Source organism: Halomonas sp. AOP7-E1-9 (assembly GCF_052376035.1).
In the GTDB taxonomy this organism is placed as follows: domain Bacteria; phylum Pseudomonadota; class Gammaproteobacteria; order Pseudomonadales; family Halomonadaceae; genus Vreelandella; species Vreelandella citrativorans.
The window spans coordinates 17,729-31,277 of the sequence record NZ_JBQSVC010000001.1 but is presented as its reverse complement, the minus strand read 5'-3'; the positions used below and the strand labels follow the sequence as shown (position 1 = coordinate 31,277).

Here is a 13,549-nt window from a genome sequence, read left to right as displayed (position 1 = left end):
ACGGGGCAGAGTTTATGAAACGTCAGGAGGTGGGCGAGGGCGCTTCGGTGTGTTTTTCGTCAAACGCCTCTTTGTCATGAAGCTCATCTAACGCTTGGCGGCAGCGAATTTCGGCGTTCTCAAGCTCCAGCTGCATCATGGCGATATCTTTCATTTGTTGCTCAAGAGCGGCCCGTCGTTCGCTGATTTTGTTCAGCATCAGTAAAAGCTGCTTTTCACTCCCTGTGCGGGTTTCATCCCACAGCTCAAACAGCTCACGAATCTCCGCCAGTGAAAGCCCTAACCGTTTACCTCGTAAGGTCAATTTAAGCCGTACGCGGTCCTGGCTGCTGTAAATACGCGTTTGGCCCCGCCGTGCTGGGTAAAGCAGCTCCTGATCTTCATAAAAGCGAATGCTGCGCGTGGTGATATCAAACTCGTTGGCTAGGTCGCTGATCGAGTAGGTTTTGCTCATCGTCGTTCTCTTTTTTTAAAGGTTTGCTTTTACGAAGCGCTTACCCTGAGGCTAAAACAAGTTTACGTTAACGTAAAGTCTCTATTGTAGGGTTAACGCTAGCAGAGTGGTTGCACAGCGATAATTTAGGCGATAAGTTGACGTACACGTTAACAAATAAATTTGATCAGCCGATGCTGGCGCCATTGGGTAATGCGTGGCAGCGAGGGGTGACAAAGGCTTTTCAGCGGAGATTGGCCATGAACTTTGAGTTGAGTGAAGACCAAGTAGCCTTTGCCGAGTTGGCGCGAGCCTTCGCCCAAAATGAGCTTGAGCCCCATGCTGCACAATGGGACGCCGAAGCTATTTTTCCCGTAGACGTTATTCGTAAGGCTGGCGAGCTGGGCTTCTGCTCGCTTTACGCGCCGGAAAGCGTGGGCGGGCTTGGTCTCTCACGGCTGGATGCCAGCATTATCTTCGAGCAGCTTTCAATGGGCTGTACCTCCACCACGGCGTATCTCACCATCCATAACATGGTGACCTGGATGCTCGCGGACTTCGGCCAGCCAGAGGCGGTTAAGCAGTGGGGCGCAAAGCTTGCAACTGGTGAGCTTCTGGGTTCGTACTGTTTAACAGAACCCAATGCGGGCTCCAATGCGGCCTCGCTTAAAACCTCGGCCAGGCGTGAGGGCGATGTGTATGTACTCAACGGCAGCAAAATATTTATTTCTGGCGCGGGCAGCACTGATTTTCTGGTGGTGATGGCGCGTACCGGTAGCGAAGGCGCAGGTGGAGTCTCGGCATTTGCAGTAGATGCCAAGGCCGAAGGCATCAGCTATGGGCGCAAGGAAGACAAGATGGGTTGGAACAGCCAGCCCACCCGAATGATTACCTTTGAAGACGTGCGCGTGCCTGCGAATCATCTGCTGGGTAACGAAGGCGACGGCTTTAAAATTGCCATGAAGGGGCTGGACGGCGGGCGAATTAATATCGCCACCTGTTCTATTGGCACCGCCCAGCAGGCGCTGAATAAAGCGCGTGACTATCTGCTGGAACGCCAGCAGTTCGGCAAGCGTTTAGCGGATTTTCAAGCGTTACAATTTCGCCTGGCGGATATGGTCACCGAGCTGGTAGCCGCCCGCCAACTGGTGAGAATGGCCGCTGCCAAACTGGATGCCGGTCATGCTGACGCTACCACCTACTGCGCCATGGCCAAGCGCTTTGCCACCGATGTAGGCTTTAAAGTGTGTGATGAGGCGCTACAGCTTTATGGCGGCAATGGCTACATTAAGGAGTACCCCATGGAACGCTATGTGCGCGATACCCGCGTACACCGCATTCTGGAAGGCACCAATGAAATCATGCGCCTGATCATTTCGCGCCGGGTACTCGCCGAAGGTGCCGCTGAGCTGTAAAAAAACAGGGTTGCCGACATGATCGCGGTCGCCATTCGAGCCGATACGTAAGGATGCTGAATGAGTAGCGTACTGTTTACCGAACACGCCACCCAGGATGGCCACACGGTGGTTGAAATCAAGCTTAACGCTGAGCGTTCGCTCAACGCGTTAACGCTGGGCATGATCGACGCCATTCTGCCGCAGCTGGATGCCTGGGAGGCGGACGAGCGGGTTGTCGCCATCCTGCTGGATAGCGCTGGTGAAAAAGCCTTTTGCGCCGGTGGTGATGTGGTCACGCTGTATAAAGCGATTAACGGGGAAGCTGACCAGAGCTTTCCCGAGCGCTTTTTTGAAAGAGAGTACCGCCTGGATTACCGGCTACACACTTATCGCAAACCAATTATTTGCTGGGGCAGCGGCATTGTAATGGGCGGCGGTATGGGCCTGCTCAGCGCCAGTAGCCATCGCGTGGTCACTGAAACCTCCCGGCTGGCCATGCCGGAAGTGACGATTGGCCTTTATCCGGATGTGGGTGCCAGCTGGTTTTTAAACCGCCTGCCGAACGGTATGGGGCGTTTTCTGGCCATGACCGGTGCGCAGATCAATGCATCAGATGCCCTTTACCTGGGCCTTGCCGACCGTGGCATTGCCAGCCATCGCCGGGAAGAATTGCTTCAGCAACTAACCAGTGCCACTTGGGGAAGCGGTGAAAAGACCGATGCCCACGGCGTGGTCAATCAAGCGCTGCGCGAGCTTGAACAAGCCTCTAAAGCAGAGTTTACCGCGCTGGAAACACCCATACGACACTTCGCGCCATTAATTCGCGAGCTGATGGACCACGATACCGTCGAGCAAAGGGTGGCCGCCGTACTGGCGGTAGAAAGTGAGGATAAATGGTTTAGCAAAGCACAAAAGACGCTGGCGCATGGTAGTCCGGTCTCCATTCGGCTTATCCATGAGCAGCTAACGCGTGCCAAGCACATGTCGCTTGCCGAGGTGTTCCAGGCAGAGCTGGCGCTTTCTGTGCAGTGCTGTCGCCACCGGGAGTTTCCCGAAGGCGTGCGCGCATTACTGGTGGATAAAGATGGCTTGCCAGGCTGGACGTATGCAGCGGTAGGGGAAGTGGAAGATCACTTTATGGATGCGCTGTTAGCATCACCGTGGCCCGATAGCCCGCTTGCGGACCTGAAGTAAATAAGCCGTACCGCCGGGGTGTTAAAACGGTCACTGCCAACATTTCATGATCAACGGTTATTACCAGTAGCTCGTTACTCGCCGTTTGTTATTAGCTGCTTTTATTAACTGTTTGTTATTAACCGTTTGTTATTAACAACAAGGACAATCGTTATGGCTACTGTGGCATTTATTGGTTTAGGCAATATGGGCGGCCCGATGGCGGCTAACCTGGCGAAAGAGGGGCATACCGTGCGTGCGTATGACCTTTCTAAACAAGCGCTTGAAGCCGCTAAAGATCACGGCTGTGAAGTGGCAGGCTCGGCGCGTGAAGCCGCCGCCGAGGCTGACTTTGTTATCTCCATGTTGCCTGCAGGCAAGCACGTGAAGGCACTTTACGTTGATGGCGATGAGGCGTTGTTCGAGGTGATCAAACCAGGCGCTTTGGTGATTGACTGCTCCACCATTGATGCCGACACGGCGCGCAGCGTTGCGGCCATTGGCGAACAGCGGGGGATCGACTTTGTCGATGCTCCGGTATCGGGTGGGGTGAGCGGTGCGCTGGCGGGCACGCTGACGTTTATTGTCGGCGGGTCAAAGGCCCAGTTTGAAAAAGTGACGCCTGTGCTAGGCGTAATGGGCAGAAACATTTTCCACGCGGGCGACCATGGGGCAGGGCAAGTGGCCAAGGCGTGTAACAACATGCTGCTTTCGGTGTTGATGGCGGGTACCTGCGAAGCGATCAACATGGGCGTCAAAAATGGCCTCGACCCTGCGGTGCTTTCTGACATTATGCGAAAAAGCTCCGGCGGCAACTGGGTGCTCAATGTTTACAACCCCTACCCAGGCGTTATGGAGAATGTGCCCGCTGCCAACGCGTATCAGGGCGGGTTCCTGGTGGACCTGATGATGAAAGACCTGGGCCTTGCCATGGATATCAGCCAGCAAAGCGCTTCCCCCGTGCCCATGGGTTCCGCCGCCCGCACGCTGTTTACTCAGCACAAGGCAAACGGCAACGGCCAGCTCGACTTCTCAAGCCTGATACAGTTCTATCAGGATAAAGAGGGTGAAGGGTGAAGCCGCCCCACACCCAAGCTACCTTTATCTCATGGCATGATCAGGTAAACTCTTAAAAAACCAACCAATAAGGAACGTTATGATTACGCTTTGGGGCCGCGATAACTCTACCAATGTTAAAAAAGTGCGCTGGGTGCTTAACGAGCTGGAAGTACCGTTTGAACAAATTCAAGCGGGGCTCCAGTTCGGGGTCAACAACACACCCGAATACCAGGCCATGAACCCCAATGGGTTGGTGCCGTTACTCAAGGACGACGCCACCGACAGCCTGTTGTGGGAATCCAACACCATCATCCGCTACCTGGCCGCGCAGTATGGCCAAGGCAACTTGTGGGTTGAGCAGCCTGCCAAGCGCGCCCAGGCAGAAAAATGGATGGACTGGGCCAACAGCACGCTTTCCCCTGCGCACCGAGTAATTTTAGGGTATACGGATTTAATGGTTGATGGGGCACCTTTACCCCACCAACCTGATACCATTATCAGATGGTTGATAGATCGACCCCGTAGTTGGGTTCCTCTGCGAAGTCCGGCAGTCCGTAACCGATGGTTTTCTTGTAGAACGGAGAGACCTTCGCGGTCGGGGCCTTCTTCTTGTGCTTCGTGGTGTAGAGCATTCGTGCCCGCATCACCTCGAAGGAGTAACCACGTCCTTCACGGTTCTTGTCCTTGGCCAGTCGGTTGATGGACTCCGTGTAAGCGTTGGTGACGGGCATGTCCGTCTCGAAGTAGGTCATGATCTCTTCGCGCCAGTTGCCTACAGCCCTGACCAGATCGCTCCAGACTTCCTTCTGGCCCTTCGGGATGGTGGCTATCCACTCGTCCAGGGCGGCTTCTGCCTGGGGCCGTGTGGTAGCGTCCCAGATGCCGTAGAAACGTTCCTTGTGCTCGTAGGCGGCCAGCAGTTGTGGGAATGCGCCGGTCCAGGTCTCCATGATGAGGCGTTCCCGGTTTGAGACTTCGTGAGCGCGTTTCAGCAGGATTTTCCGGTCACCCTTGAGGGTTCGGCTCTGGGAGGGCATCAGCTCCTTCCTGAGGCCCTTGCGCACCTTCTCCAGGGCATCGTTGGCCATGCGCACCACATGGAACTTATCGACCACGATGCGGGCCTGTGGCAGCACCGCCTTGACCGCTGCTCGGTAGGGATTCCACATGTCCATGCTGACGATCTTGACCTTCTGCCGGTCTTTCATCTTCATCAGGTAGTTGGTCACCACGTCCTGACGGCGGGTGGCCAGCAGGTCGAGCAGGGTCCTCTCCTCGATGTTGGTCAGGATGCAGCGGTAGCGCTTGTTCAGGTACAACTCGTCAATGCCGAGAATGCGGGGCGTCTCGAAGCGGTGCCAGCGCCCCAGGAATTCGGCGCGGGCGTTGAAAATGTCGCGTACCGTCTTCTCGTCCAGGCCCGTGGTATCAGCCACGTAGGCGTAGGGGTGATTGAAGGCTTCCTTCTCCACGTACTCATGCAACCGCAGCGTCATGCGGAAGCCGTCCACCATCTCCGGTAGCTGGGGCCTGAAGGTGGTCTTGCAGGCCCGGCAGGTGTACCGGCGACGAATTACCCAGAGGGTGACCCGCTTGCCGTGGATGGGCAGGTCATGATAGGGAACATCACGCTTGCCGAACCGCACGAACTCACCCTGCACGCCGCACCCCTCGCAGGCTACTGGTGTAGGTGCTTCAAGCCGAAAATGTATGTCTTCATTCTGCTCATCAGAATCCACCAACTGGTACCCAGGAAGGCTTAACGAATTAATCATCTCCCGCCTTGATCAGAAAAACAGGTAGGTGGCGTAACCGGCAATCATCGCCATAGCAAAAATGACTGCTAAAAACGCCGCTAAAAGCTTCAGCGTGAACAAAGAGCGCAACAGAATGAGCTCAGTCAGGCTGGCTCCGGCACTGCCGATGATCAACGCTAGCACCGTCCCGGCACCCACGCCTTTGGCCATCAGAGCCGCTGCCAGAGGTATGACGGCTTCAGCGCGAATATACAACGGCACGCCGATGACAGCGGCAACTGGAATGGCAAAGGGATTATCTGGGCCTGCATACTGCTCCAATAAGTCAGTGGGCATGAAACCATAGATCACGCTGCCAATCGCAATACCGATGAGCAGGTAAGGCAACACATCGATAAAGTCCGACCAAGCTTCCCGCCACACACCACTGTACTTCCCTTCTTTCTTAACCGTGACAGTGGGTTGACTGTCACAGCATTCGCTAGACGTAGAGACTGTTGTCTTCCTATCAGCCCCGCAAGAAGCCGTCTTCGGAGTGGTGTCGCAGCTGTTGGTGCCGCAACTCGATGCGGTCGATGTAGCACTGCACGGGCTTGCTGATGAACTACATCCACTGCTCTCTTGTGTCGCCGTCCGGCGCACATAACGCTCGAAGCCAAGCGTGTGAAGCAGCCATCCGGCACCTACCGCGACCACCAAAGCGGCGAGCACATAGATAGCAGTAAGTGTCCATCCAAACGTGGCAACCAGCAGGCCGACGACGATAGGATTCAGCAACGGAGATGAGAAAAGAAACACCATCATCGGCCCAAAACCGGCCCGTGCCCGAATCAACCCTTTCAACATGGGGATAGTCGAGCAACTACAGAAGGGCGTTATAGCTCCTAAACCAGCAGCAAGAAAATAGCCTCGCTTCCCACTGGAAGTCAGTAACGCTTCCACCTTGGATGGTGGGATGTGACGTTGAAGAACTCCGACCAGCAAGCTAATGCCAATGAATAAAACCGATAGCTCGATAGCGAGAAAGGCGAACATGCCTAGAGCGTCTTGGAGTTGAGGTGATATTCAATATTACTCCTATATTTCTAGTTTTATCGAAATGATGTACGCAGCCTACTTGCGTTTATCCGACCTGTCAACTATAATTCTAGAAACATCGAATTATTGGGGCGTGCTATGGATCACGAAAAGGTTGCAGCCAGCTTAGCTGAGCTAGGGAATAGTCACCGACTGTCCGTGTTCCGCTTTCTGGTCAAAGCTGGCCATGATGGGGCTTCGGTCGGAGATATCCAGAAGGGGCTGGGTATTCCTGCTTCGACGCTATCACATCACCTTGCGCGCATGGCCAAGGTAGGGCTGATCCGGCAGGAGAAACATAGCCGCACGATTGTCTGTATACCCGAGTATGGGCACCTAGAGAATTTGATCGGTTTCTTACAAGAGGAATGTTGTGCAGGTGTCCGGATTGCGCATGAACCAGAACCGCTTTGACGCTTGCCCAGCTCTCGCTGTCCTCCCTAGTCAGCATCGCTATGAAGACTCAGGCGAAGGTGGAAACAGAAAATTGGCAGTAGAGTAGGCTGAAGAGGATCAATCAGATAATCCGCTGAGAAAGATTTTCTTCTTTACATCTTTGGCATTTTATCAACCAGAAATTCCGGATACCCTAATTTTAATGGGCTATGTGAGAACGCCCGAAGCGCAGCGCGATAACGCCGCCATTGAAGCAGGCATGCAAGCCTGTGAAAAGCTGTTTGAACTGCTGGATAACGCACTCGCCAACCAGGCGTGGTTCTCAGGCGAAGCGTTTGGCCTGGGCGACATTGCCGTTGCGCCCTTCGTTTATAACCTTTGGAACATCGGCCTCACCTGGCAACCGCGCCCCCACTTGGAACGCTGGTATCAGCAGCTAACCGAGCGCCCCGTGTTCCGCGATGTGGTAATGATCCCGGTTACCTAAATCGCCTCATACGAATAGCCGCATTCCTCGCGGGTGCGCTAACGCTTACACCGCGCTACAAAATCTGAAATAAGTGAAATTTCAAACGTGTAGCGCGCGCAGCGAGAAACGCGGCACCCGCAGCGGCGGCCCGGCGCGAAAGGGCGGCGCAGCCGCCCCAGGCCCGAGCAAGCCTAAAACCCCGCCTCCAACACCGCCAATTCACCATCCAGCCCGAGCAACACTTCACAACCCACCCCATACCGTTCGCCACTCTCAATCAACGGCCCCAAAATAGCACCACGCTCGGTAAGCCGCCTGGCCTCAACATCCTGCAACATCGACGCCTTGTTATTCGCCGTTTTCTCAATAACATTCCACACCAACGCTAACCACGCCTCCAAACCGCTACCACCATCGGGCGCTTGAATACCCTCGGCCAACATAATCGCCGCCACTTCCTCAACAACCGCCTCTACACGGCCTGCGTAAGCAGCGCCACGCAACTCGCCATTACGAATCCCATTTAACGCCACCAACGGATTAATCGCCGCATTTACCGCCAGCTTTTGCCATAGGCGGCTGCGAATATCATCCACCGCCGTGGCCGCAAGCCCCGCTTGGCTTAGCTGATGCGCTAACTGCTGTGCCAACGCACCGTGGCGATTCTCCAGATCCCCCACAAACGTATGCCCACGCCCCGCATGCACCACGCCATCATCACCGGTTAGATAAGCACCTTCCGTCGTGGTCGCACACAACACCGGCCCCCGCCAACGTTCAGTCAGCTTCGGCTGAGCCAAAAAACCGTTCTGCCACAACACCAGCGGGGTAGTTGCGGGAATAACGCCCGCCACGCTTTCCAACGCCGCTTCAGCAGCCATCGCCTTGGTGGCGATATGCACAAAAGCGGGCGGCGCTGGCGCATTGGCCAACAGCTGAGATGTAGTTATCACGTTTAAGTGCTGGCTACGTGAATCGACTTCGGGGGTTGTTATTGTTTGCAGCGTAGGCAGTTCACGGCGGCCGACTAAGGTGATGTCAGTAAGAGGAGAGAGCGAATGGGCTAATAGGCGACCGATGGCGCCTGGGCCGAGAATCCAGTGTGAGGTCATCAAGTGCGTACTCAGGGGCGGTGTTGCTGTTCAGCTTACCCTTTTTGTTGTAAGGAAATGAAGGCGAGTAAAAGTGATGGTATGTAAGGCTAATTTCTAGTGACGTGAGGGCGTGCAATCTGCTAGCGTTAGGGCTAAGTGGATTTGGTTTTTGTAGCGTGTTGAGTGGGGAATTGTGGATTTTTTGATGCTGCAGTGAATAGCTGCTGGCTGCCTGCTTTCGACCCTGAGCGGACATTTAGTTATTGGAATGCCTATCAGTGGCAGTTGAAAATGACGGTGCAGAACAGTATTAGCTAGTCATGTTGCAGCTAATGCTGCGTGTTTAGGATGACAGCAGATAAGGAGTCGGCATGCAGGAGCAATTCACCTACGCAAAATTTGGCGCTGTGTACTCTAGGTTAACACTGTTAGCTACAACAGCACGTAGAGGGGGCAGGTCAGCAGCTCGATATCGGCGAAAGGAGTTCATGTGAGTCAAGAAGATGATGAGAAATACCCAGCCAGTGCCATATCTTCGTGGAGCGGGTTCGTTTATCAAGGGAAAATTGCACTATATCACTCCCTCAAGCTTATCTACGATGGCGACCTAGATTTCGAGCTCCAGCTAGACAGTAGCGACGACTTCGCTATTTATAAAAATGGAAAACTACACACCGCCCATCAAGTTAAAGCTAAGATAAGTAAATATCGGAGTGGCTACACTAAGGCATTGGAACAGTCTACTTTAATAGAACACGACAAAATCAAGGGGACGGCTCGTTACTTTCATGTATCCGTCCCGCTAAAAGATACAGCGAGTCATAAAGGTGTTAGCGGCGAAACGGTAAAATTCTACCGCTACGGAGACAGTTATCATTGTGGATTGGATGAAATTGAAGGGCTGACCAAAGAACTTATAAAAAAATTATGTGAGAAGCGGTCCATAATAGTCAGTGATAATCTTATAAACTTTAACTATTGCTTACTGTCAGAAAAAATCAGCACTAAGGCAATACATAACCATAAATTAAATCAAATTGGCGGGCTATCAGAAGATAAAGCTGCATACGAGGGGCGCATCAAGGCCAATGGTATTTTAGATGACCTTCTGAACGAAAATCCTTATCAGAATAGGGACTACTATGCTGTTGAATTAAAGGCCGAACTCCAAGCACACTTGGAAGAAAAGTTGGATCATGCGCTTCCAACAATGAGTGATGCTACTTACGAGAGAGCCAGGCGTCTGTGTGAGCACATTCGAAAAACCGATATCAACGAATTGAAGTCCCTATGCCAAATGATGAAACCCTCTGAGCGTTTTCAAAGGGTTCAGACGAACGACATCAGAAGATACACCAAGCTCATTCAAGCTATTTTGGTGGAGCCCATCTTTAATTATCTGCCGTACTACATCGACAGCGAAAATCGATTCTACGTACCTACCGCTCTTGATGTAGATGAAAGCGAAGAGTGTGAGTTTGACATGATCCGTGAAATGAAAAACAACGGGGATCTGCTGAGGCTACTTTTTGAGTATAACCATCTAATCGCCAGCAAAGCAGAAGCCTCATTTACCTTTAATACAAAATTTACAAACTCAGATGATTTCGACAACAAACCGGCCACCGAAAAGCTTGAAAGCAACATCACCAAATCGCTATGCATTAGCGTAATGACAAAAGATGACGCGGAGGGTCGACTAAATGATAAAACAAATCATTGATGAAGCACTTGTTGCACATGGCTTTGTGATTAAGCGTGAACTGGGTACAACAAGCTTCTATGTTCGCGAGCATGGGTCTGCCATCAGATTCGCAGTCGTACATAATCTTGACGACCTCCCTGCCCCAGCCGAGCTGAATAACCGAATCAATCATCTGGTTCCTGAGGAATTTATCAGAAACCCAAGCTTCAAGAAGAATTGCGATTTGATTTGCATTCATCGCCTCGACGTTTTGGCCGAATTCAAGGATCACGAAGAAGAAATTTTCGCTATCGAGGAAGATCCGCATTTTTATAAAAAATATGTCCTCTACTACAGCATTGCGGAAGAAAGCGCTCTCACTAATTTTACCTACGAAAAACTGGTGTCTGTGATTGCTGACAAAAAGGAGTTTCTTGACTACAAAGAAAACCCTCTTGTCGCCACACAATACAGCTTCGCGGCGAAGACCTTTATCAAGCTTCCTTTCTTAGAGCTACCTAGCCATCAAGGAAACCTCGTGTCCTTGAGATTGCAAGCAGCTGAGGCCGTTGCAGAAGCTGGCCTGAACGATATGTATTCGACTATCCAGCAAGTCACAGACAAAAACGCCGACGATTTTATCAAGGAAATGATTCGCAATGAACTGGCAAATATCCAAGATTGAAGTCTCTAGTTTCAAAGCATTCAAGCATATTTACTTGGATCTCGGCGAGTCGTCCTTGCTAACTCTGGACGGTCCTAACGGTTATGGCAAGACAAGCATATTCGACGCCATCGAACTGCTGCTCACCGGCCAGATCAATCGAATACAAAACCTGTTTTTCACTTTATTAACCAAGAACAAAAGGGACTATGCGGACAATCTCTTCTGGAATAACCGCTCAGGTGAGAACGATCTCTGCATTAAAATTGAATTTATTAATGATGATCGAAAACTTATTTTAGCCAGGCATTGCCCAGCTACGATATTCAAAAAACCAGCAAACAATCGTGCAGATAAGTACGAAAACTTCAAGCTTTACGAACTACCGGAATTCGAATCATCTGACTACACGAAGATCAATCAGCGTGACAATAATTTTCTTGACGAAGTTTTCGGAAAAAACTTTAGGGAAAACTTCTCCTTCCTAAACTATCTGGAGCAAGGACAAAACCGGCTGCTACACACGCGGGTAGATGAACGCAAGGATAAACTAGGAAACCTCTTTAATATCAGCGATATCGAAGCCGAGATCGAAAGCTGCAACACCATATACAGTAAACTCACAAAGCACATCAACAATCCTCAGCGTAAGGCAAAGGTTGAATCACTCACTGAAGAGATAGCCACCCTAAGAGGCACATTGCAGGCAGAGGCTGGGGTCGTTGAATACAAAAAGCTCTCGACAACCGATGTCCAACCAGGGTGGGACAAGGAGATCCTGTTCTCAACGTATTCAGCGGTAGACCATGCTGCCTACCAGGAATTCGTTCGCAAGATTATCGCCGTTCTGCCACTCAAAGCCACGATAAAAACCAGAGTTCACAACGAGACCATCGATGCCGACATTGATCGTAACGAGGAATCTCTGAGAAGTCTGGCTCAGTTTGGTAAAGACTTAGGCAGGCTTGAGGGACTTGAAGCTATTAAGAAAGAGATTGATGAACTAGAGCGTTCAGCAAGCATCATTAGACGCGGCGCCACGGCGATCAAGCTCGAAGAAGCCCGATCACTACCAAACTGGGCGGATGGGCGCCTTGAGTGGTTTGAGTCACAAATTGAATCCAGAAACAGCCTACGAGAAAAAAGCAACACCAATGGGAACGTCATAGTCGAATTGGAACACCTGAAAAAGCAGTTGCTTGAGGAACATAATAAGCCCTATCCCGACGACCAGTTGTGCCCTCTCTGTGGTGCTGATTGGGAAGATCACAAATCAATGGTAGGTGCCATTGAAGCAAGAACTAAGCAAATCTCTAATTCGTTATCCCAAGACGGCAAAGATTTAGTTAACCTTATCGCTGCTATGGACGCAGAGCTGAAGCTCATAAACACGCATATACAAGAAAACCTGAACCTTCTCAAGCCTACATTTGAACCCAATCTTCACTCGGCACTTGTCCAAATTACGCTTCGGCTACCGGCTATAACCCAGCTACAAGAGAAGCTGCAAAGAGAAAACGTTCAATTTACTGACTCGTTTACGGAAATAGATGACGTAGTAGATGAGCGACTTGGGAAGCTCAAGGAGATTCTCAGAAATAAAAAACAGGTTGAATCTGATGCTTTAGCGCTGCCAGAGGACTGGCGAGAAACAACAAATAGCGCCTTTAAAAACCTACAGGACTTCTACATAATCACGGCTGAAGATCTGAGGGGTAAAGAGCAGTACATATCGATTAAAGCTAACGAGGCTCAAAATACCAGACTACAAACCTGTATTTCCGAACTTGAGCTTATCGAAAAAGAAACCCGGGCAGCCCAAAAAGCAGGAGATAAAGTCAAAAAACTTCGTGACACACTGAAGGAGACAGAGAAAAGTTATACCGACCAGACAATTTCGGCTATTGAGTTCATATTCCATATCTACAGTGGCCGGCTGATTCAAAATTACCAGCGTGGCCTGGGCCTGTTCATCGAGAGTCGCGAAGGTACGCAGTTGAGGTTCCTGACTGCCGAGAAGTCTGAGCACGATGCAGTTATGTCCATGAGTTCTGGTCAGGTGTCCGCCCTCAGCCTTGCCTTCTTTCTCTCACTCAACAAGGTCTATGCTAAGGCGCCTCTCATCCTGATTGATGACCCGTCGCAATCCCTGGATGAAATCAACGTTGCTTCCTTGACCGACCTACTCCGTTGCGAGCTCAAGCATTGCCAGTTGATTGTCTCCTCCCACGAGGATGATATCTCTGCCTATATGCGCTACCGGTTCGACAGAGCAGGCCTGAAAACAAGTTCACTCAACATGCAGCTCTTGGCGAAAGATGCTTTGTAAACGTCGGTGAGCTTGAT

At 51.5% G+C, this 13,549-nt stretch carries 12 protein-coding genes and 1 pseudogene; 9 read left to right on the top strand and 4 right to left on the bottom strand.

All coding sequences use genetic code 11. The features are described from left to right. Window positions 1-22: 22 nt before the first annotated feature. Window positions 23-454 (bottom strand): MerR family transcriptional regulator, encoded by a 432-nt coding sequence (locus ACT3R4_RS00155; RefSeq protein ID WP_441677105.1) that lies wholly within the window; start codon window positions 452-454, stop codon window positions 23-25. A 239-nt stretch (window positions 455-693) separates the two neighbouring features. Between ACT3R4_RS00155 and ACT3R4_RS00150 the strand changes: the two genes are divergently transcribed. The 4 genes and pseudogenes from ACT3R4_RS00150 to ACT3R4_RS00135 all read left to right on the top strand — a co-directional run. Then, the gene (locus tag ACT3R4_RS00150; protein ID WP_441677106.1) at window positions 694-1,848 is read left to right on the top strand and encodes an acyl-CoA dehydrogenase family protein; all 1,155 of its coding nucleotides are present in this window, start codon (window positions 694-696) and stop codon (window positions 1,846-1,848) included. A 60-nt stretch (window positions 1,849-1,908) separates the two neighbouring features. After that, on the top strand, window positions 1,909-3,024 hold the full coding sequence (locus ACT3R4_RS00145; protein WP_441677107.1) for an enoyl-CoA hydratase/isomerase family protein: 1,116 nt from the start codon (window positions 1,909-1,911) through the stop codon (window positions 3,022-3,024). A gap of 153 nt (window positions 3,025-3,177) precedes the next feature. Next, window positions 3,178-4,080, top strand: a complete 903-nt coding sequence (gene mmsB, locus ACT3R4_RS00140; RefSeq protein ID WP_441677108.1) for a 3-hydroxyisobutyrate dehydrogenase — start codon at window positions 3,178-3,180, stop codon at window positions 4,078-4,080. A 79-nt stretch (window positions 4,081-4,159) separates the two neighbouring features. Next, a pseudogene (locus ACT3R4_RS00135) lies at window positions 4,160-4,390 on the top strand (glutathione S-transferase N-terminal domain-containing protein); the annotation flags it as partial. Between the two features lie 169 nt (window positions 4,391-4,559). Here ACT3R4_RS00135 and ACT3R4_RS00130 read toward each other — a convergent pair. Next, complete coding sequence (locus ACT3R4_RS00130; RefSeq protein WP_193057010.1) at window positions 4,560-5,837, bottom strand: ISL3 family transposase; 1,278 nt, start codon at window positions 5,835-5,837, stop codon at window positions 4,560-4,562. Window positions 5,838-5,849: 12 nt separating this feature from the next. Next, entirely contained in the window at window positions 5,850-6,854 is a 1,005-nt protein-coding gene (locus ACT3R4_RS00125; RefSeq protein WP_040363373.1) for a permease, read from the bottom strand. Window positions 6,855-6,995: 141 nt separating this feature from the next. Here ACT3R4_RS00125 and ACT3R4_RS00120 point away from each other — a divergent pair, with 141 nt between their 5' ends. Continuing rightward, window positions 6,996-7,310: an ArsR/SmtB family transcription factor gene (locus ACT3R4_RS00120; RefSeq protein WP_000349485.1), complete on the top strand. Its 315-nt coding sequence runs from the start codon at window positions 6,996-6,998 to the stop codon at window positions 7,308-7,310. Between the two features lie 184 nt (window positions 7,311-7,494). Beyond that, entirely contained in the window at window positions 7,495-7,779 is a 285-nt protein-coding gene (locus ACT3R4_RS00115) for a glutathione S-transferase C-terminal domain-containing protein (protein WP_441677109.1), read from the top strand. Window positions 7,780-7,952: 173 nt separating this feature from the next. On the opposite strand, the gene ACT3R4_RS00110 is transcribed toward ACT3R4_RS00115, so the two are convergent. Further along, the gene (locus tag ACT3R4_RS00110) at window positions 7,953-8,873 is read right to left on the bottom strand and encodes a ketopantoate reductase family protein (RefSeq protein ID WP_441677110.1); all 921 of its coding nucleotides are present in this window, start codon (window positions 8,871-8,873) and stop codon (window positions 7,953-7,955) included. 472 nt (window positions 8,874-9,345) lie between these two features. Here ACT3R4_RS00110 and ACT3R4_RS00105 point away from each other — a divergent pair, with 472 nt between their 5' ends. From ACT3R4_RS00105 to ACT3R4_RS00095, 3 genes are read left to right on the top strand one after another with little or no spacing between them, the layout of a single operon-like run. Further along, window positions 9,346-10,578, top strand: coding sequence for an ABC-three component system protein (locus tag ACT3R4_RS00105; protein WP_441677111.1), 1,233 nt, complete (start codon window positions 9,346-9,348; stop codon window positions 10,576-10,578). Then, complete coding sequence (locus ACT3R4_RS00100) at window positions 10,559-11,224, top strand: ABC-three component system middle component 1 (protein ID WP_441677112.1); 666 nt, start codon at window positions 10,559-10,561, stop codon at window positions 11,222-11,224. Before ACT3R4_RS00105 ends, ACT3R4_RS00100 begins: the two co-directional genes overlap by 20 nt. Continuing rightward, window positions 11,199-13,532 (top strand): AAA family ATPase, encoded by a 2,334-nt coding sequence (locus ACT3R4_RS00095; RefSeq protein ID WP_441677113.1) that lies wholly within the window; start codon window positions 11,199-11,201, stop codon window positions 13,530-13,532. Before ACT3R4_RS00100 ends, ACT3R4_RS00095 begins: the two co-directional genes overlap by 26 nt. Window positions 13,533-13,549 lie beyond the last annotated feature (17 nt).